The organism is Stenotrophomonas sp. YJH_SMC_123 (assembly GCF_059368215.1).
In genome coordinates, this window is sequence record NZ_JCAFRM010000009.1 from 17868 (window position 1) to 41835 (window position 23968).

The window sequence follows — 23968 nt, forward strand, 5'->3', positions numbered from 1 at the left end:
TCCTCGTACTCGTGCTTACTGCGACTTGAGCTGGATGGCCGGGGTAACCTGCATCGCGCGCCAGGCGGGCAGGAAACCAGCGGCGAGGCTGGCGAACAGGGTCAGGCCAATGGCCAGCAGCAGCATGCTGCCGTCCAGGTGGGCCAGGCTCGCGTAGTCCACGGGTTGCTGGCGCACCGCATACAGGCCGAGCAGGGCCAGGCCGATGCCGAGCACGCCGCCGGCAACGCCGATCGCACCGGCTTCAACCAGGCATTGCAGGAAGATCTGCCCACGGCTGGCACCGAGGGCGCGGCGCACGCCGATCTCGCCGCTGCGGCGCAGGAACTTCGCCAGCAGCAGGCCCACCGTGTTGACCAGGCAGACGCCGAGAAAGCCCAATGCCAGCCACATCTGCAGGCGCACGTCGCTGGGCACGGCATTCTTGAACGTCAACCACTCCATCACCGGGCGCAGGCGCACGTTGGTGGGGCGCTCGAAACGGCCCGCTGCGCGCTGCTGGTCCGAGTAGTTGGCCAGGTAGCTGCGGTAGTCCTCGACCTTGGCCGGATCCAGCTCCACCCAGTACTGGATCCAGCTGCAGGGCGCGTTGATCGAGTTGCTGCTGCCATCCGGATTCTCGCCGAAGCAGTTCATGTTGCCGTTGCTGCCGAACTCCAGGTCCATCGCAGTGGAAAACGGCACCAGCAGGTCTTCATCCTTGCCGTAGTTGCCGGTGGTCAGATCGAAGAAGTGGGGTTCGGGATTCCACTTCTTCATCACGCCGATCACCCGCAGTGAATGGCCACTCAGGCGGATCTCGCGACCGGTGCTGTCGGCACCCTGGAACAGCTTGTCGTTGATCGCTTTCGACAGCACCACCACCCGGCTGCGATTGTCATCATCGCTGCTGTTCCAGGCACGCCCGTACTGCATCGGCACGTCGAACATCGGGAAGAAATCGGCCGACGTCCAGCGCGTATCCACCGAGAACGGCTTGAGCGTGCTGAGCTCCGGTTCCACTGTGCCGCCGCCCGCGCTCATCATCGCCTGGCGGATGCCGCGCTTCTCGCGCAGCAGGGTCTCGGCGTCGCGCCGTGTCATCTGTTCCTCAGGCTCCTCACCCGGGGTATAGCCGCCGCGCGGGCGCGGATCGACCTGCACGTAGAACAGCTGGTCGCTCTTGCCGGGAATCGGGTCGCCGGACAGCACGTGGAACACCGTCAGCGTGGTCATCGAGGCACCGATGCCGAGCGCGATGGCGACCACCATCAGTGCGGTCAGGATCTTGTTGCGGCGGAAGCTGCGTACCGCCAATCGGGTGTAGTAGGCGAACATGGGAGTGCCCTCACTCGTTGACGGCAACGATGTGGCGCGGCGGGGTAGCCAGCACCGGTTCGCGCACCAGGTCGGTCACCTGGCCATCGACGATGTGCACGTTGCGCTGCGCGCGCGCGGCCAGTTCCGGGTCGTGGGTGACCATCACGATGGTGGTGCCGGCGGCATTGATCTCCTCCAGCAGTTCCATCACGCCGCGGGCCATCTGCGTATCCAGGTTGCCGGTCGGTTCGTCGGCCAGCAGCAGGCGCGGGCTGCCGGCCAGCGCACGCGCGATCGCCGCACGCTGCTGCTGGCCGCCGGACAGTTCGTTCGGGTAGTGCTTCATGCGTGAGCCCAGGCCGACTTGGGTGAGCGCCTTCTCGATGCGTTCGCGGCGCTCGTTGGCACTCATCTTCCGGTAGCGCAGCGGCACGTCGACGTTGTCGAACAGGTTCAGGTCGGGAATCAGGTTGAAGCCCTGGAAGATGAAGCCGATCTTCTGGTTGCGCAGGCGGCTGCGGGCGTCATCGCCAAGCGTGCTCACGTCCTGGCCGTCAAGCAGGTAGGTGCCGCTGGTGAAGGTTTCCAGCAGGCCGGCGATGTTGAGGAAGGTGGTCTTGCCGGAGCCGGACGGGCCGGTGACCGCGACGAACTCGCCTTCCTTGACCTGCAGTTCCAGCGAGCGCAACGCGTGGGTTTCCACCTGTTCGGTGCGGAAGACCTTGGCGACCGAACGCATTTCGAGCATGTACATGGGGTGTCCTCTCTCCAGGATTCAGGTATCGGGTATCAGTTGACGGAGACGCGTTCGGCGTCCTTGAACAGGTCGCTGCCGGAGACCACGATGCGGTCGCCCGGCTGCACACCCGACTTGATTTCCACTTCGCCCAGGCTGCTGACGCCCAGTTCCACCGGACGCCGCACCGCGGTGCGGCCATCCATCACGTAGGCCACGCCATTGCCCTGTTCGACGAACGGGCCGCGCTCGACCTTCAGCACGTCCTTGCGGGTATCGAGCAGCACGCGCACCGACATCCGCTGGCTCTGGCGCAGGCCTTCCGGCTGCGCGCTGGCGAAGCGCACGCGGGCGTTGACCTCGCCGTTGACCACTTCCGGCGACACCGCGCTGATCTCGCCCGGGAACGGCTTGCCATTGCCACCGGTCAGCTGCGCCGGCATGCCGATCGCCAGGTCGCGGGCGAAGCTCTCCGGCACCTTGATCTCGACCTCGAACTTGGACAGGTCGACCACGCCCAGCACCGGCGCGTTGGCAGCCAGGTTGGTGGACTGGACCGCCTGCACCTGGCCGACCTGGCCGTCAAACGGTGCGCGCAGGGTCAGTGCGTCGACCTGGCGCTGCACTTCGGCCACCACGGCCTTCTGGCGGTCGGCCAGCAGGCGCTTGTTGCGGGCATCCAGGTCGGCGCCCTGGCTCTGCAGGCGCGCATCGGTGGTGGCGTTGGCCAGGGTGATGTCGGCCTTCTTCAGCGAGTCCTTGGCCTTGGCCAGGTCGATCTGTGGCACCGCACCGCCGTCGTAGCCGCGCTGGAAGCGCTGCAGGTCGCGGTCGGCGGCCTGGCGCTCGATGGTGGCCTGGTCGGTTTCCTTGCGCGACTTGGCGCGGGCCAGGGTGGCGTCCAGCGCGGCACGGCTGGCCTCGGCTTCCAGGCCGGCCAGGGTGGCCTGTTCCTGGGCCAGCTTGCTGCGCAGTTCCGGGCTGTCGATGACCGCCAGTTCCTGGCCCTTCTTCACCACGTCACCGGCGACCACTTTCAGGTCCACGGTGCCGGCCGAGATGGCGTACAGGATCGGGCTGTTGGCGGCGATCACCCGGCCGTCGGCGGCGATGTCGCGGACCAGGTCGCCGCGCTTCACTTCGGCGATGCGCACCCGGCTGCTGTCGAAGGAGCGGCTGGCATTGGACCAGGCATGCACGGCCCAGCCGATGCCGGCCAGCAGCACGATGGCGCCCAGCGCCGGCCAGCGGTAGCGCTGCCAGTTGGCGCGGGTGGCGCCGGCCGGGGCGGAGGAAACGATCTGGTCCTGTGCGGAAGTGTCGCGGATCATCGGGTGCGTGCCTGACGGTGGTAGCCAGTACCAAGCACGTAGCGTGCCAACTTTATTTCCTTTCAGTTCAACAGGTTGGGCGGGCCGCTGGAGTGTCCGGGTGTCCGCGGACACCTTTCCGGACACTTTCATTAAGCGGACAGGAGGGGGAAGCCGGACACGCGGGCTAGAATGCGCCGATCGTCTTCAAGGAAACGCGTGACATGTGTGGAATCGTGGGTGCAATCGCCGATCGCGACGTGGTGCCGGTGCTGATCGAAGGCCTGAAGCGGCTTGAGTACCGTGGTTACGACTCCTCGGGCATCGCGGTGATCGATCACGCCGAGCGCCCCGAAGTACGTCGTGTCCGCCGCACCGGTCGCGTGTCGGAAATGGCCACGGCGGCCGAGGCCGAAGGGTTCAATGCGGTGCTGGGTATCGGCCACACCCGCTGGGCCACCCACGGCGGCGTCACCGAGGCCAACGCGCATCCGCACATCAGCCACGGCGTGGCGCTGGTGCACAACGGCATCATCGAGAACCACGAAGAGCAGCGCGAGAAGCTGCGCGCGCTGGGCTACACCTTCGAGTCGCAGACCGACACCGAAGTCATCGCGCACCTGATCCATCATCACCTGAAGGGCGGCGATGACCTGCTGGTGGCGCTGCAGCACACGGTGAAGGAGCTGACCGGCGCCTACGCGCTGGCCGTGGTCAGCCGCGCCGAGCCGGAGCGCTTCGTCTGCGCGCGCATGGGCTGCCCGCTGCTGGTGGGCCTGGGCGAGGGCGAGAACTTCGTCGCCTCCGACGTCTCGGCGGTGATCTCGGCCACCCGCAAGGTGATCTTCCTGGAAGAGGGCGACACCGCCGAGATCCGTCGCGATGGCGTGCGCATCTTCGATGAGCATGACCGGCCGGTCGAGCGCGATGTGCACCTGTCCGACGTGTCGCTGGCATCGCTGGAGCTTGGCCCGTACCGCCACTTCATGCAGAAGGAAATCCACGAGCAGCCGCGCGCGCTGGGCGACACCATCGAGGCGGCGATCGACGCCGGTGGTTTCCCGGCCGGGCTGTTCGGCAAGAACGCCGAAGCGGTGCTGTCGGGCATCGAGGGCGTGCAGATCATTGCCTGCGGCACCAGCTACTACGCCGGCCTGACCGCGCGCTACTGGATCGAAGCCATCGCCGGCCTGCCGTGCAGCGTGGAGATTGCCAGCGAGTACCGCTACCGCGCCGCGTATGCCAACCCGAAGCACCTGATCGTCACCATCTCCCAGTCCGGCGAAACGCTGGATACGATGGAGGCGCTGAAGTACGCCAAGGCGCTTGGCCACAAGCACACGCTGTCGATCTGCAACGTGCCGGAAAGCGCGATTCCGCGCGCCAGCGAGCTGGTCTGCTACACCCGCGCGGGCGCGGAGATCGGCGTAGCTTCGACCAAGGCCTTCACCACCCAGCTGGCCGCGCTGTTCCAGTTGACCGTGGTGCTGGGCAAGCTGCATGGCCGCATCGACGCGGCGCAGGAAGCGGATTACCTGGAACAGCTGCGCTTCCTGCCGGGCAGCGTGCAGCACGCGCTGAATCTGGAACCGCAGATCGCGGCGTGGGCCGAACGCTTCGCGCGCAAGTCCAATGCGCTGTTCCTGGGCCGTGGCCTGCATTACCCGATCGCGCTGGAAGGCTCGCTCAAGCTCAAGGAGATTTCCTACATCCACGCCGAGGCCTACCCGGCGGGCGAGCTGAAGCATGGCCCGCTGGCGCTGGTGGACGAGGACATGCCGGTGGTGGTGATCGCCCCCAATGACAGCCTGCTGGAGAAGGTGAAGTCGAACATGCAGGAAGTGCGCGCCCGTGGTGGCGAGCTGTTCGTGTTCGCCGACCAGGACAGCAACTTCAATGAGTCCGAAGGCGTGCACGTGATCCGCACGCCGCGCCATGCCGGCGTGCTCAGCCCGATCGTGCACACCATTCCGGTGCAGCTGCTGGCCTACCACACCGCGCTGGCACGCGGCACCGACGTGGACAAGCCGCGCAACCTGGCCAAGAGCGTGACGGTGGAGTAACACTCCCGGGTCCGTTGAATGCTGCATGCGAAAAGGGGCCCGCGTGGCCCCTTTCGTTTGCGTGGTTGGCCATGCCAAGTGGGACAGCCGCCGGGTGTTCTGTCCGCCGTCGGCAGCAGGCAATCATTCTTTAATGCGTGGCATTGGCTGTATTCAGCGGCGGTTTCAGCCGCGGTGCCATTCTCTGGATCGTCGATTGGTTCCCACGACGAACTGTCCTATCGATGCCGGTAGTGACCGATGGTCGCAGTCGTAGAATCGATTTGACCGAGGTCCGGGTTGAGCGGTTGAGCCCACCTCGTTCGCGTTGCAGCACATCGCCTGCCGATCCATTCCATGCGGCGGGCGGGTGCGCCAGACGTGCGCTGAAAGGTCTGTTCCCGGGGAGGGGGCGTATCGGAAGAGCACACTTTTTTGACTTCAGTGACCTGCATCAGGAAACAAGAATGAACGTCCGCGAACTTCTGCAATCCAAGAAAGAAGCTGTCATCACCATCGACGCCGAGGACACCATCGGTGCCGCCGCCCACAAGATGAGCGCGAACAGGATCGCTGCGCTGGTGGTGATGAAGGACGATGCCCCGGTCGGCATCATTTCCGAGAAGGACATCGTGCGTACCCTGGCCGACGACGGCCCGCAGGCCGGCCGCCGGGTGATCTCCAGCCTGCCGTCCACCGGCCTGGAAGGCATTGCGCCGGACGCGACGCTGAAGCAGGCCATGTCGTTGATGACGTACTCGCGGCGCCGTCATCTGATGGTGATCGACGGCAACCAGCTGGTCGGCATCCTCAGTCTGGGCGATATCGTGAAGAACCTGCTGGGCGAGCTGGAACTGGAAAAGGCCGTGCTTCAGGACATCTACATGGCCGCCCACTGAGGGCTGCAGCGCTGGAAGCAGGGAAGCCGGGCATTGCCCGGCTTCTTCGTTCACGGCTTCGGTGATATCAGAACGTGACCTTCACCGAGTCGGCGCTGTAGTTCGCAGGACCGTGATAGACCACTTCGATGTTGTTGCCGTCCGGGTCGAGCACGAAGGCGCCGTAGTAGCCCGGGTGGTAGGGGCGTTCGCCCGGCGCGCCGTTATCGGTGCCGCCGGCGGCGATCGCGGCGGTATGGAAGGCATCGACGGTGGCGCTGTCGCGGGCCTGGAAGGCCAGATGGTGCCGGCCGGTCAGCTGGCCGGCGGCGGCCTCGCTGCTGGCGCTGGAAATGAACAGCTCATCGGCCCAGAAGTAATCATCGCCTTCGCCGGCGATCGGGATGCCGATGGTGTCGAACACCGCCTGGTAGAAGCGGCGGCTGGCGGCCAGGTCACGCACCACCAGCTGCAGATGGTCGATCAGTCGGCCGCGGTGCAGTTCCATCGTTTCCATACGAACCTCGCAAAAAAGGGGACGGAGGGGATTAAGTCGCTTCCGGCCAATAGTGCCAGAAATGACTTAATCCCCTCCGTCCCCTTTTTGTCAGTTGGCGATGATTTCGACCCAGTAGCCGTCCGGGTCCTTGATGAAGGCCAGATTCTTCATGCGGCCGTCGGTCAGGCGTTTCTGGAAGGTCACGCCGAGGTCCTCGAAGCGCTGGCAGGCGGCCTCGATGTCCGGCACCGACACGCAGATGTGGCCGAAGCCGCGCGGGTCGCTGTTACCGTCGTGGTACACCGCACCGGCCTGGGTTTCGGTACCGTGGTTATGGGTCAGTTCCAGCACGCCCGGCAGGCCGGCCATCCACAGGCGGCGCTGGCTGTCGTCTTCTGGCACCACTGCGCCGGCCGGCACGTAGGCCAGGAAGTACAGGCTGAACTGGGCGTCCGGGAAGTCGCGCTTGTCGATCAGCTGGTAACCCAGCACGCGGGTGTAGAAGTCCAGCGAGGCGGTGATGTCCTTCACCCGCAGCATGGTGTGGTTGAACACGAAGCCGCTGGTTTCGGCCGGGGCCTGGGCGGCGACGCCGGGGACATCGCGCAGGGCGGGAATGGTCATGGGGGAGGTCCTTCAGACGGGGCCGTTGCCGGCCGGATGGCGCCATTCTACCGGCCCGCACCTGACGGCACCGCGACGTACAATGGCCGGATCGCACCGTTCCGTCCTGATAACGATTGCCCGCCATGTCGCAGCGTGAATGGGTGGCCGCCGCCATCCGCAAGATCGAAGCCGATTTCAACCGTTCCGCCGATACCCATCTGATCCCGCTGGCGCTGCCCGGGTTCGAGGGCATCGACCTGTACCTGAAGGACGAGTCGAGCCATCCCACCGGCAGCCTCAAGCACCGGCTGGCGCGCTCGCTGTTCCTGTACGCGCTGGCCAACGGTTGGTTGCGCGAGGGCCGGCCAGTGATCGAGGCCTCCAGTGGCTCGACCGCCGTGTCCGAAGCCTATTTCGCGCGCCTGCTGGGCCTGCCGTTCATTGCGGTGATCCCGGCCACCACCTCGCCGGAAAAGATCGCGGCGATCGAGTTCCACGGGGGCCGCTGCCACCTGGTCGAGCGCGCCTGCGACCTCAACTGTGATTCGGAAAAGCTGGCCCGCGAAACCGGCGGCCACTTCATGGACCAGTTCACCTATGCCGAGCGGGCGACCGACTGGCGTGCCAACAACAACATCGCTGAATCCATCTTCAAGCAGATGGCCGAAGAGCCCAGCCCGGTTCCGGAATGGATCGTGTGCAGCCCGGGTACCGGCGGTACCGCCGCCACGCTGGGCCGTTATGTCAGCTACCGCCGGCATGACACCCGCATCCTGTGCGCGGACCCGGAAGTGTCGGTGTTCTTCGACGGCTACAAGGCTGCCGTGGCCGGTGAACAGGACTGGCGTGGACTGACCTGTAGCGGTGGCTCGCGCGTGGAAGGCATCGGCCGGCCACGGGTGGAGCCGAGTTTCATCCCGACCAGTGTCGATGCGATGGTGAAGGTGCCCGATGCGCTGAGCCTGGCCGCGATGCGCCATGTCAGCCGCCAGCTCGGCCGCCGTGTCGGTGGCTCCACCGGCACCAACTTCATCGGCGTGCTGCAGGCCGCGCAATGGATGCGTGAGGCGGGCCACCAGGGCAGCATCGTCAGCATCCTGTGCGACAGTGGCGAGCGCTATGCGCAGAGCTATTACGACCCGGCGTGGTATGGGCGACAGGGGATCGATGTCGACGGCGCCGATGCGCAGCTGGCGGCGGCGGTGGCCGGGCAGGGGTTGCCCGAACTGCCGTGGTGCAGCCTGGAAGCGTTGTAACGCGGCAACGCACGGCCGGCTGCGCATCGGCTGGGTAGCGTCTACTGTTGGTCGACCGCTCCACGTTCAGGTCGCCGGAATCCCGCGCTGCGCGCGAAAGTCGACCCACAGTCGACTCCACCCGGTCGCCGGGGCGTCTCAATACCCCGCTGCGGTGAACGCATCCAGCACCGCATCGCGCAGCGCATCAGGCAACGCCTCGATGTCCATCGCTCGGTCATCCAGGTGCAGGCTGGGGTCCAGGATGCTGGCGCGTCCCTGGGCCAATGCCTGCAGCCACAGCAGCACGCAGATCACGAACTCGCGCTCGTGGCCCAGCTGCAACTGGCTGGCGCCGCGCTCGATCACCTCGAACGGGTACCACTCCTGGGCATCGTTGAACGTGCCGCCCTGCTGCAATACCGCCTGCAGCTGCTCCAAATGGCGGGGGGCGTCGTCGCCGGCATCGCACAGCGCGGCGATCCAGGCCAGTTCTGCCGGGCTGGCGGACAGCGCCAGCGAGCGCGCCGGTGAGATGGATGCCACTGCAGCCAGACCTTCCATGTAGGGCCTCGTTCGGTAAGTACCGCTGCGGACTCCCCCGCAGCCAGAGCTTCGGTGCGCGGCCGTCAGGCCGACGTGAACGCCGGCGCATGCCCCCTTGTCAGCCGCGCCTGTCAGCGCCATATCTGGGAAGCTGCCCGCCCGCCGGGCCCGTTCCCTGGAGATCTGCCGTGACCGTTGCCAACCCCCTGCTCGACTTTTCCGGACTGCCGCGCTTTGACGCGATCCGCCCCGAGCACGTCGCGCCGGCGCTGGATGTGCTGCTGGCCGAGGCCGAAGCTGCCGTCAGCGCAGCCGAGCGGGTGCAGCCGGTGCGTTGGGACACCTTCGTCACCCCGCTGGATGACGCCACCGAGCGCCTGTGGCGTGCCTGGGGCCTGGTCGGCCACCTGCAGGGGGTGGTCAACACCCCGGAACTGCGTGAGGCCTACAACGGCAACCTGCCGCGGGTGACCCGTTTCGCCAGCGCGCTGGGCCAGAACCTGGCGCTGTATCGCCAGTACCAGGCACTGGCCGCCAGCCCGGAGGCGGCGCATTTCAATGAAGCCCAGCGCAAGGTGCTGGACAACACGCTGCGTGACTTCCGCCTGGGCGGTGCCGAGCTGGCACCTGAGGCGCAGCAGCGCTTTGCGGCGATCAAGGAGGAACTGTCGGCGCTGTCGGCGAAGTTCTCGCAGAACGTGCTCGACGCCACCGATGCATGGTCGCTGTACATCGAGGACGAAGCGCGACTGCTGGGCCTGCCGGAAGACGTGAAGGCTGCCGCGCGCGCTGCGGCAGAGAAGGACGGCAGGACCGGCTGGAAACTGACCCTGCAGATGCCGTGCTACCTGCCGGTGCAGACCTGGGGTGAAGACCGCGACCTGCGCGAGATCCTGTACCGTGCCAGCGCGCAGCGTGCATCGGAGTTCGGCGATGACGCGCTGGACAACAGTGGCAACATCGACCGTATCCTTGCCCTGCGCGCCGAACTGGCCGCGTTGCTCGGCTTCGATTCGTACGGCCATTACTCGGTGGCGACCAAGATGGCGCAGGATCCGGCCGAAGTGCTGGGTTTCCTGCGTGACCTTGCCGCGCGAGCCAAGCCGTTCGCGGCCAAGGACCGCGCCGAGCTGGAGCAGTTCGCACGCGAGCAGCTGGGCATCGATGACCTGCAGGCCTGGGACCTGGCGTTCGCCGCCGACCGCCTGAAGCAGGCGCGTTACAGCTATTCCGAGCAGGAAGTGAAGCAGTATTTCACCGAACCGAAGGTACTGGGCGGCCTGTTCTCGGTGATCGAGCAGCTGTATGGCCTGCATGTGCAGGAAGACAGCGCACCGGTGTGGCACGAAGACGTGCGCTTCTTCCGCCTGGTCGATGCGCAGGGCGCGCTGGTCGGCCAGTTCTACCTGGACCTGTACGCACGCGAGGGCAAGCGCGGCGGTGCGTGGATGGACGATTGCCGCAACCGTCGCGTGCGTGGCGACGGCAGCGTGCAGACGCCACTGGTCTACCTGGTGTGCAACTTTGGCCGGGGCGCCAACGGCAGGCCGGCGACCTTCAGCCACAATGAAGTGACCACGCTGTTCCATGAGATGGGCCACGGGCTGCACCAGCTGCTGACCCGCATCGGCGAACTGGGCGTGGCCGGCATCAACGGCGTGGAATGGGACGCGGTGGAGCTGCCCAGCCAGTTCATGGAGAACTTCTGCTGGGAATGGGACCACCTGCAGGGCATGACCGCGCACGTGGACAGTGGCGAGCCGCTGCCGCGCGCGCTGTACGAGCGCATGCTGGCGGCGCGCAATTTCCATAGCGGCATGGCCACGGTGCGCCAGCTGGAGTTCGGCCTGTTCGACATGCTGCTGCACAGCCAGTTCGAACCGGCGCAGGACAGCGTGCTGGCACTGCTGGACCGAGTGCGCGCGGAAGTGGCCGTGAACCACCCGCCGGTCTGGAACCGCTTCCCGCACCAGTTCAGCCACATCTTCGCCGGTGGTTACGCCGCGGGTTACTACAGCTACAAGTGGGCCGAAGTGCTCAGCGCCGATGCCTACGCCGCGTTCGAGGAAGCGCCGCAGGCACTGGCTGAAACCGGTGCACGCTTCCGCGATGAGATCCTGTCGCGTGGTGGCAGCCGCCCGGCGGCGGAGAACTTCAAGGCCTTCCGCGGCCGCGCGCCGCAGATCGACGCGCTGCTGCGGCACTCGGGCATGGCGTAAGCGAAAAAAAGGGGACGGAGGGGATTAAGTCGTTTGTGCACAAACGACTTAATCCCCTCCGTCCCCTTTTTCTATTCGGCGTAGATCATCTTCCGGGTCATGCCGCCGTCGACGATGAAGTCCTGGCCGGTGCTGAAGCCGGACAGCGACGACAGCAGGTACACCGCCAGCGCGCCGATGTCCTCGGGGCGGCCGACCCGGCCGACCGGGTGCTGTGCCTGGTCGATGGCGGAGTACTCCGGTGCGTGTCGCCGCGAGGGGGCCTGCCAGGCCGTGGTGCCGATCCAGCCCGGACTGATGCTGTTGACCCGCACCGTTGGGCCGGCACTGATCGCCAGCGCATGGGTGAACGCCACCAGCCCGCCTTTGGCCGCAGCATAGGCCTCGCTGTGCGCTTCGGATTGCCAGGCGCGGGTCGAGGCGATGTTGATGATTGCGCCGGCGGCGCTGGCCGTCAGCGCCGGTAGTGCGTGCTTGCTGCACAGGAAGGCACCGTGCAGCGAGGACAGGCGGCGCTGCCACTCGTCCCAGTCCATGTCCTGCAGCTGCGTGCCATGCGGTCCGGCGATGCCCGCGTTGTTGACCAGCCCGTCGATACGGCTGAAACGCCGCAGGGCCACGGCGATGAAGTCGCGCACGCTGGCTTCGTCGGTGATGTCCAGGCGCTGGAATGCGGCCTCGCCACTACGCTGCCATTCCGCCAGGCACGCCTCGCCGGCCTCCACGTCCAGGTCGCCGATCAGCACGCGTCCGCCGGCACCGAGCACGGCCTGTGCGATGCCACGGCCGATGCCGTTGGCGCCGCCGGTGACCAGCACCACCTTGCCCGACAGCGGCGCGGCCGGCCATGCGGCAATCGGCGGCACCGTGCTCACGTCAGGTCTTCGCCACGCAGGCGGCGATGCCAGCCGTCCACGCCGATGCGGTCCAGGGTCTGGATGTTGCGCTCGACGATCACGTCCGGGTCCGGATAGACATCCACTGCGCGCGCCACGCTGTCTTCGCGCAGCAGGTGCAGGGTGGGGAAGGGCGCGCGATTGGTGTAGTTGCTGGCGTCGTCCGCTGCCACGCCGTCGAACTGGTAGTCCGGGTGGAAGCTGGCCACCTGCAGGATGCCCTGCAGGTCCAGTGCCTCGATCGCGGCGTCGGCGTTGTCGAGGAAATCGTTGTAGTCGAGGAAGTCGGTCAGCACCTGCGGATGCACGATCAGCGTGGTATCGATCTGCTCGGCCGGCGTATCGCGCAACAGCACCAGTTCCTCGGCCAGCTGCTCAACCAGCGCTTCCGGCGTGGTCGCATCACTGAGCACGATGCGGACCTGGTCCTTCACATACACCGCCTTGGCGAACGGGCACAGATTCAGACCGATGACGATGCGCTCCAGCCACAGGCGGGTGGCAGCGATCGGGTCATCGGTGGGCAGGGGGGAATCGGTCATGGCGGGCACGTCGGCTGGCGGGGCCGCCATTGTAGGCGCGTCGCTGGCAACGCGCCGTCGTGCCTGCCGCTGGCAGCGCCGGGGCATGCCCGGCGGATGCCTCAGTCGCGGAAGTTGTTGAACTGCAGCGGCAGCTCGAACTTGCCGGCCTTGAGCACGGCGATGGCGTCCTGCAGGTCGTCGCGCTTCTTGCCCTGCACGCGCAGCTTGTCGCCGTTGATCTGGCTTTCCACCTTCAGCTTGGCATCCTTCAGCGCCGCCGCGATCTTCTTGGCGATCTTCTGCTCGATGCCCTGCTTGACGGTGATCTTCTGCCGGGCCTGGGCCAGGTTGGTCTCGATGTCGCCGAACTCCAGGCTGAGCACGTCGATGCCGCGTGCGGCCAGGCGAGCACGCAGGATGTCGTTCATCTGCTTGAGCTGGAATTCGGTCGGCGCGGTCTGGTTGATGACATCGCCGTCGCGCTCGAACTTTGCGTCCACGCCCTTGAAGTCGAAGCGGGTGGCCAGTTCGCGGTTGGCCTGGTCGATGGCGTTGGTCAGCTCGTGGGTGTCGACTTCGGACACGACGTCGAAGGAAGGCATGGGCGGTGCTCCGCAGGTTTCAGTGGCGATCATTCTATCGCGAGGGCCCGCATGCCCGTCCCCTGTAGAGCCGAGCCCACGCTCGGCGGCTTTGTGAAGGGCAGCCGAGCGTGGGCTCGGCTCTACAGAAAGCGACGACCGGGCGATAATGGGCCATGAACGTGCAACGCTCCCCTTCGCGTGCGGTGGCCTGGATGGTCGCTGCGGTCGCCTGTTTCTCGCTGATGGACGCTGGCATGAAGCAGCTGTCGGCCAGCTATCCGACCCTGGAAGTGACCTTCCTGCGCGGCGCGGCCTCGTTGCCGTTCGTGCTGGTCTGGGTGTTGGCCAGCGCCGGCCCGCGCTCGCTGGTGCCGCGTCGCTGGGGCCTGCACCTGCTGCGTGGCGCGCTGGGCATGGCGATGATCGGCTGCTTCGTGTTCGCCCTGCGCGACCTGCCGCTGTCCACCGCCTACACGATCTATTTCGTCGCCCCGCTGCTGATCGCCGCCTTGTCGGTACCGCTGCTGGGCGAGCGGGTCGGGCCACGGCGCTGGGTCGCCATCGGCATCGGCCTGGTCGGCGTGCTGGTGGTGCTGCGGCCGGGCGTGGACGGTTTCATCTCGGTGCCCGGCCTGATGGTGCTGGCTGCGGCCACCGCCTATGCCGTGGCGGCGATCACGGTCAGCCTGCTGACCCGCACCGATACCTCGCAGTCGATGGTGGTCTGGTTCCTGGTGATCATGGCCATCGGTGCCGGCCTGCTGTCCCTTCCCGGCTGGGTGCCGCTGCAGCTGGCGCATGCGCCGCTGATCGCCGGCATGGGCCTGGCCGGGGCGCTGGGCCAGATCGCCCTGACCAAGGCGTTCCAGCTGGGCGAGGCCTCGATGATCGCGCCCTTGGAATACAGTGGCCTGGTCTGGGTGATCGGTTGGGACCTGGCCTTCTGGGGCCAGCTGCCTGATGGCTATACCTGGGTGGGCGCCGCGATCATCGTGGCTTCGGGGCTGTACCTGCTGCATCGTGAGCGCCTGAACCGGGTGCAGCCACCTAAGCCGCTGGACCATCCCTGAGCCGGTTGGGCCTGGGAATGGGGTCAGAGCCCCTGCCAACACGTCGGCGCGGGCGGCTTAGAACCAAAAGGAATAACATTCTGGCCCATGGCGCGGGCGCGCGACCGCCTGCGCTGGTAGGCTGCACGCCCCCTTCCGTCACCCAGCCGGTGAGCCACGCCCGTGATCGAGTTCCAGCGCCTGCACAAATCCTATGCCGTTGCCGGCCGCGAAGTCAGCGCGCTGCAACCGCTGGACCTGACCATCGAGGCCGGTGAGGTATTCGGCATCATCGGCCATTCCGGCGCGGGCAAGTCGACCCTGATCCGCATGATCAACCGCCTGGAAGAACCCAGCGGTGGCCGGCTGCTGATCGGTGGCGAGGATGTCACCGCACTGGACGCGAACGGCCTGCGCACGCTGCGCCGGCGCATCGGCATGATCTTCCAGCACTTCAACCTGCTGTCGTCGCGCACGGTGGCTGGCAATGTCGCCTTCCCGCTGGAGCTGGCCGGCACGCCGCAGGCGGAGATCGACGCGCGCGTGGCCGAGCTGCTGCAGACCGTGGGCCTGGAAGCGCACGCGCAGAAGTATCCGGCGCAGCTGTCCGGCGGCCAGAAGCAGCGTGTCGGCATCGCCCGTGCGCTGGCGACCCGCCCGCAGATCCTGCTGTGCGATGAGGCCACCAGCGCGCTGGATCCGCAGACCACCGCCTCGGTGCTGTCGCTGTTGTCGAAGATCAACCGCGAGCTGGGCCTGACCATCGTGCTGATCACCCACGAGATGGACGTGATCCGCCGTGTCTGCGACCGCGTGGCCGTGCTCGATGCTGGCCAGATGGTCGAGACCGGCCCGGTTACCCGGGTGTTCCTGCATCCGCAGCACCCGACCACGCGTCGGTTCGTCAGCGAATCGGAGCACGTGGACGAAGGGGCGTTGCACCGCGATTTCGACGTGGTGGGCGGGCGCATCGTGCGCCTGACCTTCCTCGGCGGCGACACCTACGAACCCCTGCTGGGCAGCGTCGCGCGCCAGACCGGGGTCGACTACAACATCCTGTCCGGCCGTATCGACCGGATCAAGGACACCCCCTATGGCCAGCTGGTGGTCGCCCTGGTGGGCGGTGACCAGTCCGCCGCGCAGGCGGCCTTCGTGGCTGCCGGCGTGCATGTCGAGGAGCTGCGTCGATGATCATCGCCACTGCCGGCGGTTTCTTCCGTCACCTGGATGCGGGCAAGTGGGCCGACATCGGCCAGGCCACCTTCGACACCCTGCTGATGCTGCTCGGTTCGCTGCCGCTGACCCTGGCCATCGGCCTGCCGCTGGGTGTGCTGCTGTACCTGTTCGGGGCGCCGCAGATGAAGCGCCGGCCGTTTGCCTATGGCGTGCTGGCTCTGGTGGTGAACCTGCTGCGCTCGGTGCCTTTCATCATCCTGATGATCGTGCTGATCCCGGTCACGCTGTTCCTGATGGGTACCTCGCTGGGCGTGCGCGGCGCGATCGTGCCGCTGGTGATCGGCGCGGCGCCGTTCTACGCGCGCCTTGTCGAGACCGCGCTGCGCGAAGTGGATCGTGGCGTGATCGAGGCGACCCAGGCGATGGGCGCCACCACCTGGCAGCTGGTCACCCGGGTGCTGCTGCCGGAAGCACGACCGGGGCTGATCGCCGGGGCGACGGTCACCACCGTGGCCCTGATCGGCTTCACCGCGATGGGCGGTGCGATCGGTTCCGGTGGCCTCGGCGACCTGGCGTTCCGCGATGGTTACCAGCGTTCGCACACCGACGTGGCGCTGGTCACCGTGGTCCTGTTGCTGGTCCTGGTGCAGCTGCTGCAGATGCTCGGCGACCGCCTGGTCGCGCATTACAGCCGCAGATAACAGAGTGCCGGGCGGCGCCCGGCATCGTTCGCGTAGTGCCGGCCGCTGGCCGGCAGCTTGCAGAGTGTCGACAGGGTGCCTGTCATGGCGCCAGGCTCTGGAAGCTGCCACGTCCATCAGGGATCGGTATCGCCAGACTGGGACTGGCAGCACGTCGCGTTCCTTGGTGTGTTCCGTAAGGCGTAATACGTTTGGCGGAATGATCCGTTCATTCCGCTGCAAGCAGACCCGGCCCTGTTTGAAGGAGCCTGCCCTCGCGCTTGGCGCCCGATACGACGCGCTGCTGAACGTAAACTCCAGCTGCTCGATTCGGCACAGACGCTGGCCTTCCTGCGCAGCCCGCCCGGGAATCGTCTTGAGGCGCTGTCAGGTGATCGGAGAGGACAATACAGCCTCCGTATCAACGATCAGTGGCGGCTCTGTTTCACCTGGACCGACGGCGGCGCCGATGCCGTGGAAATTGTTGACTATCACTGAGGTGCCCGCCATGAAGCGTCCCCACAACGGCATGCGCGCCATCCATCCTGGCGAGATCCTGCGCGAAGAGTTTCTGCTGCCCCTGTCGCTGAGCGTGAATGCGCTGGCGAAGGCGCTGGATGTTCCCGCAACGCGGCTGCACGCCATCGTCCACGGTCAGCGCAGCATTTCGGCGGACACGGCAGCGCGGTTGGCACGGCATTTCGGCGGGGATGCCGCTTCCTGGCTTGCGATGCAGGCGGCCTACGATCTCAAGACATTGCCAACACGCAGCGAGATCGAACGCCGCGTGCAGCCTCGGGAGGCATGAACCCTGGACGCGCGGCCCCGGATCCGCGCCCACGATCCGGTCAACGCGCGTTCGGTACTTCGTAGCCCAGCTTGCCGACCTGTTCCGGATGCTGAGGCACGCGCTTGAGCTTGTCGGTGTTCACGCCGTACTCGTCGCGCAGGCGCTCGGCCAGCTCCTTGTACAGGGCTTTGTCCATGTCCGGCTTGCGCGCGAAGATCCAGGCCATTTCGCGGCCCGGATAACCGATCAGTGCCCATGAATAGTCCGGGGCCACTTCCAGTACCCGCGAATGGGTCGGCACCACGCGATAGAACCAGGTTCGCCAGCCATGGTTGCCGCTGTCCGGATCGACGCTGGCACGTGCGCGAATTTCCTGCAGTGGTTCGCCGAAGCCATCACGGTAGCGGTAGGTGATGGCGACCTTGTGCTCGTCGCGCAGCTCGTACTCGTTGACGCTGGCGACATGCCCGCGTTCGATGAAGTTCGGCACGCGGCCGATCACATACCAGGTGCCCATGAAGCGCTTCAGGTCGATCGGCGCCCCCGGGTCGGCCGCGTCGGTGGCGCTGGCGCGGGGCGACGGCGGCTCACTGGCGGCCATGGCAGGACCTGCCAGGGACAGAGCCAGCAGCACGGCGCAGAACGGGCGGATCGAAGTCATGCGGGAGCGGGCTCCAGTGGGCTTGCACGCGCATGGTCGACTGTGTGCACGCGATCCGTCAATGGTGTCGCATCCTGTGAGAAGGGGCTTGCCCAAGCTGTGTTGCATTGTCTACCGGAGAAGCCCCCATGAACGCTCGTTCCGTCCGTCGCCCTGCAACTGAACGCGTCATCGAACGCGCCGACCCACGCCTGCTGCGCGGCGTGCGGCAACTGGCGCTGGCCGGGCTGGCGCTGATCCTGGTCTGGCCGGCGGCACGCGGCAGCAGCGCGTGGCTGGGCTGGCTGCCGATGTGGCTGGTGGGCATGCCGCTCGCCGCCTGGTGGGCGCTGCTGCGCTTTCCGCTGCCGCACCCGTCATGGCGATGGCGGGCGCGGCGTACCGGTGGACAGGCGCGCCGTCGGCCGGCTTCCGCCGCACGCGGCCGGCGCGGTCCGGCGGCCACGGCCTGACCTTCGACACGGGGGAGGCCGCGACATTCCGTGCTAGCGTTCCCCGGCTTATGACTGCCTGGAGCTGCAATGTCACGACTCGCTTCCGCCTGCCTGCTGGCCGGCATGATGACCGCTGCCTCGGTGGGGACCGCCGTGGCCGCTGAAGACACCGATCACTACGCCTGGCTGGAGGACGTCACCGGCGACAAGCCACTGTCCTGGGTCAAGGAACAGAATGCCAGGTCCGAGGCGCGCCTGGCGCAGACCCCGGCCTTCAAGCAGATGGAGACCAGCATCCGCGAGGTGCTCGACTCCGACGCCAAGATTCCCGGCGTGCAGAAGATCGGTGACTACTACTACAACTTCTGGAAGGACCAGCAGCACGAGCGCGGCCTGTGGCGCCGCACCACCCTGGCCGAGTACCGCAAGGCCTCGCCGCAGTGGGAGACCGTGCTCGACCTGGATGCACTGAACAAGGCCGAGGGCGAGAACTGGGTCTGGCACGGCGCCGACTGCCTGCGCCCGGATTACAGCCGCTGCCTGATCGCGCTGTCGCGCGGCGGCGCCGACGCCGACGTCACCCGTGAGTTCGACCTGGCCAACAAGACCTGGATCAAGGACGGCTTCTTCCGTCCGGAGTCGAAGGGCGGCCTCAACTGGGTCGATCGCGACACCGTGTTCGTCTACACCGACTTCGGTGCCGGCTCGATGACCACCTCCGGCTACCCGCGCGTGGCCAAGCTGTGGAAGCGCGGCACGCCGATGTCCTCGGCCACCGTGGTGTACGAAGGCAAGCCGGAGGACATGTACATCGCGGCGATGCACGATGACACCCCGGGCTTCGAACGCAACCTGGTCAGCCGCACCCTGGCGTTCTACAACAACGAGCTCTACCTGCGTGGCGACGACGGCACGCTGACCAAGATCGACGCGCCGAACTCGGCCGAGAAGGGGTTGCACAAGCAGTGGCTGACCCTGGAACTGCGCGATCCGTGGACCGTGGGCGGCAAGACCTACGCGTCCGGTTCGCTGCTGGCGACGAAGCTGGACGACTTCCTGGCCGGCAAGCGCGACTTCGACGTGCTGTTCACCCCGACCGCGACCACCTCGCTGGCCAGTGCCAGCTGGACCAAGAGCCACCTGGTGCTGAACGTGCTGGACGACGTCAAGAACCGCCTGTCGGTGCTGACCCCGGGCGCCGACGGCTGGCAGACCAGTCGCTTCGTCGGCGCCCCGGCCTTCGGCACGCTGGCCGTGGCTGCGGTGGACAGCAATGACAGCGACGCGGTGTGGCTGACCGCCACCGATTACCTGACGCCGACCACGCTGGCCCTGGCCGAGATCGGCCAGGCACCGGAAACGCTGAAGACCATGCCGGCCTTCTTCGATGCCAAGGGCAAGGTGATCGAGCAGCACTTCGCCACCAGCAAGGACGGCACCCGCGTGCCGTATTTCGTGGTGCACGACAGGGCGATGAAGCTCGATGGCTCCAACCCGACCCTGCTGTATGGCTACGGTGGTTTCGAGATCTCGCTGACCCCGAGCTATTCCGGTGGCATGGGCCGCGCCTGGCTGGAGAAGGGCGGCGTGTACGTGGTCGCCAACATCCGCGGCGGCGGCGAGTACGGCCCGCGCTGGCACCAGGCGGCGCTGAAGCAGAACCGTCACAAGGCCTATGAAGACATGGCCGCGGTGGCGCGGGACCTGGTCAAGCGCAAGATCACCAGCGCCAAGCACCTGGGCGTGCAGGGCGGCAGCAACGGTGGCCTGCTGACCGGCAACATGCTGACCCAGTACCCGGAGCTGTTCGGTGCGGTGGTGGTGCAGGTGCCGCTGCTGGACATGAAGCGCTACAGCCACCTGTTGGCCGGCGCCTCGTGGATGGCCGAGTACGGCAACCCGGACACCAGCGACTGGGAATTCATCAAGACCTTCTCGCCGTATCACCTGTTCAACGCGAAGAAGAACTACCCGCCGGTGCTGTTCACGACCTCCACCCGCGATGACCGCGTGCACCCGGGCCACGCCCGCAAGATGGCGGCGAAGATGATCGACGCCGGCAAGGACGTGACCTACTACGAGAACATCGAAGGGGGCCACGGCGGCGCAGCCAACAACGCACAGGCCGCGCATATGTCCGCGCTGGCCTACAGCTTCCTGTGGGAGCGGTTGGGCGGCAAGTAAGCAGAACGGAAAACGCCGCCCCAGGGCGGCGTTTTTCTTTACCGGTAGTGCCGGCCGCTGGCCGGCAACCGCATCATTCAGGCATTCCCGGGTTGCCGGCCAGCGGCCGGCACAACCCTCAACGTGATCCCTGCCAACGCTTCAACCCGCGTGCGATCCGCGCCACCGCCTCCTGCAAACGCGGTACCTGCTGGGTATACGCCAGCCGCACATGCTGGTTGGCGCGATGGAAGCCGAAATCCAGGCCCGGGGTGAATGCCACGTGCTCGGTTTCCAGGAAGTGCGCGCAGAACGCCTGCGCGTCGTCGGTGAACGCGCTGACATCGGCGTACAGGTAGAACGCGCCCTGCGGCTCGACTTCAATGCGGAAGCCGAGCTCACGCAACGCGGGCAGCAGGAAGTCGCGGCGTTGGCGGAACGCTTCGCGGCGCTGTTCGAAGATCGCCATTGATTCCTCGCTGAAGCAGGCGAGCGCGGCGTGCTGGGCGATGCTGGAGGCGCTGATGTACAGGTTCTGCGCCAGCTTTTCCAGGTCCGGTACCGCTGCAGGCGGTGCCACCAGCCAGCCCAGCCGCCAGCCGGTCATGCCGAAGTACTTGGAAAAACTGTTCAGCACGAACGCGCTGTCGTCCACCTGCAGCACGCTGGGCGCATCCAGGCCGTAGGTCAGGCCGTGGTAGATCTCGTCCACCACCAGGTGGCCGCCCCGCGCGTGCAGGGCCTGCGACAGTGCCGCCAGTTCGTCGGCGGACAGCACGGTGCCGGTCGGATTGGCCGGTGAGGCGACCAGCGCGCCGACGCTGTCGTCATTCCAGTGCTGTTCCACCAGCAAAGGGGTCAGCTGGTAGGCGGTGTCCGGGCCGACCGGCACCAGCTGCGCGCCGCCCTCGACGAGGCGCAGGAAGTGGCGGTTGCAGGGGTAGCCGGGGTCGGCCAGCAGCCAGTGGCGGCCGGGATCGACCAGCAGGCTGCTGGCCAGCAGCAGCGCACCGGACCCACCCGGGGTGACCAGGATGCGTCCGGGATCGACATCCAGCCCATAGTGGCTGCGGTAGAAACCGCTGATCGCCTGGCGCAGCGCCGGCAGGCCGCGCGCGGCGGTGTAGCGGGTGTGGCCGGCGGCCAGTGCGGCCTGGCCGGCACGCACGACGGGTTCGGCGGTAGTGAAGTCCGGTTCGCCGATTTCCAGGTGGATCACATCGTGGCCTGCCTGTTCCAGCGCCTGCGCGCGGGCCAGCAGGGACATCACGTGGAACGGAGCGATTTCATGGCTGCGCCGGCTGTAGCCCGGCGTGTGGGGCGGGGTGCTCATGTGCCCATGGTACGCCGGCCGGCGCAACCCATGACGTTCCGCAGGGTTGCCGCATTGCCGCGATTGGGGTCAGATCCCTTTTCGGGAAAAGGGATCTGACCCCGTCGAAGACCATTGCATTGATGCGCCAGGAGCCTTATCTCATGAAGTCCACTCTCTGCCTGTTGCTCGCCAGCCTGATGACCACGACTGCTACCGCCGCCACGCCGCCCGTTCCGCCGGATGCCGCCAAGCATCCGCACGTGGTCAAGGCGCCGTTCGGCGCGACCCGCAACGATGACTATTACTGGCTGCGCGACGACAAGCGCGAGAACAAGGACATGCTGGCCTACCTGCAGGCCGAGAATGCCTACGCCGACCAGCTGCTGGCACCGCTGAAGCCACTGGAAGACACCCTGTACAAGGAGATCGTCGGCCGCATCAAGCAGGACGATTCCAGCGTGCCGGCGCGCGAGCGCGGCTACTGGTACTACAGCCGCTTCGAGACCGGCCAGGATTACCCCATCCACGCGCGCCGCAAGGGCAGCATGGAGGCGGCCGAGGAAGTCCTGCTGGACGTCAACGCGATGGCCGCCGGCAAGGGCTACTTCAGCGTCGGTTCGATGGAAGTCAGCCAGGACAACCAGCTGCTGGCCTGGGCCGACGATGACGTCGGCCGCCGCCAGTACACGATCCGCTTCAAGGACCTGGCCACCGGCACGGTGCTGCCCGATGTGATCACCGGCAGCTCCGGCGACCTGGTCTGGGCCGACGACAACCGCACCGTGCTGTATGTCGAGAACGATCCGGAAACGCTGCTGACCGTGCGCGTGAAGAAGCACGTGCTGGGCACCCCGGCCAGCGCCGACACCGTCGTCTACGAAGAGAAGGACGACAGTTTCTACATGGGCATCGGCCGCACCCGCGACGATCGCTTCATCACCATCGGCGTGCACAGCACCGTGTCCTCGGAAGAGCGCTACGCGCCGGCCAGCGACCCGACCACCTTCACCGTGCTGGCCCCGCGCCAGCGCGATGTCGAGTACGACGCCGACCACCATGACGGCCGCTGGGTGATCCGCACCAATGATGGTGCCAAGAATTTCAAGCTGGTCACCGCACCGACCGATGCCACCTCGCGCGCGCAATGGAAAGACTGGATCGCGCATGACGATGCGGTGTTCATCGAAGGCTTCGAACTGTTCGACACGTACACTGCCATCGCCGAGCGGTCCGAGGGCCTGGAGCGCATCCGCCTGCTGTTCAAGGACGGGCGCAGCGATTACGTGAAGGCCGACGAGCCGGCCTATTCGATGGGCCTGGGCGATAACACCGAGGCCGATACGCCGTGGCTGCGCTACGTCTACACCTCGATGACCACCCCGACCACCGTGTTCGAGCTGAACACCGCCACCGGCGAGCGTCGCCAGCTGAAGGTGCAGCCGGTGATCGGCTATGACGCGTCGAAGTATGAAACCGACCGCGTCTGGATCACCGCGCGCGATGGCGTGAAGGTGCCGGTGTCGCTGGTCTACCGCAAGGGCTACCAGAAGGACGGCAAGGGCGCGCTGTTCCAGTACGCCTACGGCAGCTACGGCATGTCGATGGATCCGTACTTCAACCAGACCGCAGTCAGCCTGCTTGATCGTGGCGTGGTGTATGCCATCGCCCACATCCGTGGCGGCCAGGAGATGGGGCGCGACTGGTACGAGAACGGCAAGCTGCTGCACAAGCAGAACACCTTCAACGACTTCATCGACGTCACCCGTGGCCTGGTAGCACAGGGCTGGGCGGCGAAGGATCGCGTGGCCGCGTCCGGTGGCAGCGCCGGCGGCCTGCTGATGGGCGCGGTGGCCAACCAGGCGCCGCAGGATTACCGGGTGATGGTGGCGCAGGTGCCGTTCGTCGACGTGGTCACCACCATGCTCGACCCGACCATTCCGTTGACCACCAACGAATACGACGAGTGGGGCAACCCGGAGCAGAAGCCGTATTACGACTACATGCTGTCCTACTCGCCCTATGACAACGTGAAGCAGCAGGCGTACCCGGCGCTGTACGTGGGTACCGGCCTGTGGGATTCGCAGGTGCAGTACTGGGAGCCCGCCAAATGGGTGGCCAAGCTGCGTGATGACAACACCGGCCACTACCCGATCCTGTTCCGCACCAACATGGAAGCTGGCCACGGCGGCAAGTCGGGGCGCTTCCAGCGCTACCGCGAACTGTCCGAGTCGTACGCGTTCGTGCTGCAGCAGCTGGGCATCGCCCAGCCGTAACGGCGAAGGGGCGCCGGGCGCTGCCTGGCACCCTGAACCGGTATCCTTGCGGC

22 protein-coding genes and 1 pseudogene are annotated in these 23968 nt (G+C 66.6%); 12 read left to right on the forward strand and 11 right to left on the reverse strand.

Annotation, left to right across the window (positions count from 1 at the left end):
- Window positions 1–15 precede the first annotated feature (15 nt).
- The 3 genes from AC5P5W_RS18110 to AC5P5W_RS18120 are packed head-to-tail and all read right to left on the reverse strand — an operon-like array spanning window position 16 to window position 3366.
- Entirely contained in the window at window positions 16–1317 is a 1302-nt protein-coding gene (locus AC5P5W_RS18110; RefSeq protein WP_014648485.1) for an ABC transporter permease, read from the reverse strand.
- A gap of 10 nt (window positions 1318–1327) precedes the next feature.
- Window positions 1328–2053, reverse strand: a complete 726-nt coding sequence (locus tag AC5P5W_RS18115; protein ID WP_014648484.1) for an ABC transporter ATP-binding protein — start codon at window positions 2051–2053, stop codon at window positions 1328–1330.
- Window positions 2054–2088: 35 nt separating this feature from the next.
- On the reverse strand, window positions 2089–3366 hold the full coding sequence (locus AC5P5W_RS18120; RefSeq protein ID WP_014648483.1) for an efflux RND transporter periplasmic adaptor subunit: 1278 nt from the start codon (window positions 3364–3366) through the stop codon (window positions 2089–2091).
- Window positions 3367–3569: 203 nt separating this feature from the next.
- On the opposite strand from AC5P5W_RS18120, the gene glmS reads away from it, so the two are divergent.
- Together glmS and AC5P5W_RS18130 are read left to right on the forward strand one after the other, a co-directional pair.
- Entirely contained in the window at window positions 3570–5408 is a 1839-nt protein-coding gene (glmS, locus tag AC5P5W_RS18125) for a glutamine--fructose-6-phosphate transaminase (isomerizing) (protein WP_197575031.1), read from the forward strand.
- 446 nt (window positions 5409–5854) lie between these two features.
- Window positions 5855–6286 (forward strand): CBS domain-containing protein, encoded by a 432-nt coding sequence (locus tag AC5P5W_RS18130; protein WP_197575033.1) that lies wholly within the window; start codon window positions 5855–5857, stop codon window positions 6284–6286.
- Window positions 6287–6353: 67 nt separating this feature from the next.
- Here the strand turns inward: AC5P5W_RS18130 and AC5P5W_RS18135 are convergent, their stop codons facing one another.
- Both AC5P5W_RS18135 and gloA read right to left on the reverse strand, forming a co-directional pair.
- Window positions 6354–6782 (reverse strand): VOC family protein, encoded by a 429-nt coding sequence (locus tag AC5P5W_RS18135; protein WP_032961230.1) that lies wholly within the window; start codon window positions 6780–6782, stop codon window positions 6354–6356.
- A gap of 90 nt (window positions 6783–6872) precedes the next feature.
- Window positions 6873–7388: a lactoylglutathione lyase gene (gene gloA, locus AC5P5W_RS18140; protein ID WP_014648479.1), complete on the reverse strand. Its 516-nt coding sequence runs from the start codon at window positions 7386–7388 to the stop codon at window positions 6873–6875.
- Between the two features lie 125 nt (window positions 7389–7513).
- On the opposite strand from gloA, the gene AC5P5W_RS18145 reads away from it, so the two are divergent.
- Window positions 7514–8626, forward strand: coding sequence for a PLP-dependent cysteine synthase family protein (locus tag AC5P5W_RS18145; protein ID WP_014038552.1), 1113 nt, complete (start codon window positions 7514–7516; stop codon window positions 8624–8626).
- A gap of 138 nt (window positions 8627–8764) precedes the next feature.
- On the opposite strand, the gene AC5P5W_RS18150 is transcribed toward AC5P5W_RS18145, so the two are convergent.
- Window positions 8765–9169: a hypothetical protein gene (locus AC5P5W_RS18150; RefSeq protein ID WP_014648478.1), complete on the reverse strand. Its 405-nt coding sequence runs from the start codon at window positions 9167–9169 to the stop codon at window positions 8765–8767.
- Between the two features lie 170 nt (window positions 9170–9339).
- On the opposite strand from AC5P5W_RS18150, the gene AC5P5W_RS18155 reads away from it, so the two are divergent.
- Window positions 9340–11370, forward strand: coding sequence for a M3 family metallopeptidase (locus tag AC5P5W_RS18155; protein WP_126411377.1), 2031 nt, complete (start codon window positions 9340–9342; stop codon window positions 11368–11370).
- 71 nt (window positions 11371–11441) lie between these two features.
- Here the strand turns inward: AC5P5W_RS18155 and AC5P5W_RS18160 are convergent, their stop codons facing one another.
- The 3 genes from AC5P5W_RS18160 to AC5P5W_RS18170 form a co-directional block, all read right to left on the reverse strand.
- Window positions 11442–12245, reverse strand: coding sequence for an SDR family oxidoreductase (locus tag AC5P5W_RS18160; protein ID WP_032961223.1), 804 nt, complete (start codon window positions 12243–12245; stop codon window positions 11442–11444).
- Window positions 12242–12808: a DUF1415 domain-containing protein gene (locus AC5P5W_RS18165; RefSeq protein WP_049406028.1), complete on the reverse strand. Its 567-nt coding sequence runs from the start codon at window positions 12806–12808 to the stop codon at window positions 12242–12244. Before AC5P5W_RS18165 ends, AC5P5W_RS18160 begins: the two co-directional genes overlap by 4 nt.
- 101 nt (window positions 12809–12909) lie before the next feature.
- Window positions 12910–13392, reverse strand: a complete 483-nt coding sequence (locus tag AC5P5W_RS18170; protein WP_006471121.1) for a YajQ family cyclic di-GMP-binding protein — start codon at window positions 13390–13392, stop codon at window positions 12910–12912.
- Between the two features lie 155 nt (window positions 13393–13547).
- Here AC5P5W_RS18170 and AC5P5W_RS18175 point away from each other — a divergent pair, with 155 nt between their 5' ends.
- From AC5P5W_RS18175 to AC5P5W_RS18195, 5 genes and pseudogenes are all read left to right on the forward strand, one after another.
- Window positions 13548–14444, forward strand: a complete 897-nt coding sequence (locus AC5P5W_RS18175; RefSeq protein WP_014648474.1) for a DMT family transporter — start codon at window positions 13548–13550, stop codon at window positions 14442–14444.
- 162 nt (window positions 14445–14606) lie between these two features.
- Window positions 14607–15614: an ATP-binding cassette domain-containing protein gene (locus AC5P5W_RS18180; RefSeq protein ID WP_197575530.1), complete on the forward strand. Its 1008-nt coding sequence runs from the start codon at window positions 14607–14609 to the stop codon at window positions 15612–15614.
- Window positions 15611–16300 (forward strand): methionine ABC transporter permease, encoded by a 690-nt coding sequence (locus AC5P5W_RS18185; protein ID WP_197575531.1) that lies wholly within the window; start codon window positions 15611–15613, stop codon window positions 16298–16300. Before AC5P5W_RS18180 ends, AC5P5W_RS18185 begins: the two co-directional genes overlap by 4 nt.
- A gap of 199 nt (window positions 16301–16499) precedes the next feature.
- Window positions 16500–16777, forward strand: a pseudogene (locus tag AC5P5W_RS18190) (type II toxin-antitoxin system RelE/ParE family toxin).
- A gap of 10 nt (window positions 16778–16787) precedes the next feature.
- On the forward strand, window positions 16788–17087 hold the full coding sequence (locus AC5P5W_RS18195) for a HigA family addiction module antitoxin (protein ID WP_197575533.1): 300 nt from the start codon (window positions 16788–16790) through the stop codon (window positions 17085–17087).
- Between the two features lie 40 nt (window positions 17088–17127).
- Here AC5P5W_RS18195 and AC5P5W_RS18200 read toward each other — a convergent pair whose 3' ends face one another.
- Window positions 17128–17730, reverse strand: a complete 603-nt coding sequence (locus tag AC5P5W_RS18200) for a lipocalin family protein (RefSeq protein ID WP_014648471.1) — start codon at window positions 17728–17730, stop codon at window positions 17128–17130.
- Window positions 17731–17858: 128 nt separating this feature from the next.
- Here AC5P5W_RS18200 and AC5P5W_RS18205 point away from each other — a divergent pair, with 128 nt between their 5' ends.
- On the forward strand, window positions 17859–18182 hold the full coding sequence (locus AC5P5W_RS18205) for a hypothetical protein (RefSeq protein WP_032961212.1): 324 nt from the start codon (window positions 17859–17861) through the stop codon (window positions 18180–18182).
- 69 nt (window positions 18183–18251) lie between these two features.
- Window positions 18252–20348, forward strand: coding sequence for a prolyl oligopeptidase family serine peptidase (locus AC5P5W_RS18210; RefSeq protein WP_197575535.1), 2097 nt, complete (start codon window positions 18252–18254; stop codon window positions 20346–20348).
- Between the two features lie 118 nt (window positions 20349–20466).
- Here the strand turns inward: AC5P5W_RS18210 and AC5P5W_RS18215 are convergent, their stop codons facing one another.
- On the reverse strand, window positions 20467–21660 hold the full coding sequence (locus tag AC5P5W_RS18215; protein WP_197575513.1) for a pyridoxal phosphate-dependent aminotransferase: 1194 nt from the start codon (window positions 21658–21660) through the stop codon (window positions 20467–20469).
- Between the two features lie 143 nt (window positions 21661–21803).
- Here AC5P5W_RS18215 and AC5P5W_RS18220 point away from each other — a divergent pair, with 143 nt between their 5' ends.
- Window positions 21804–23915: a S9 family peptidase gene (locus AC5P5W_RS18220; RefSeq protein WP_197575515.1), complete on the forward strand. Its 2112-nt coding sequence runs from the start codon at window positions 21804–21806 to the stop codon at window positions 23913–23915.
- The last annotated feature ends 53 nt before the right edge of the window (window positions 23916–23968 follow it).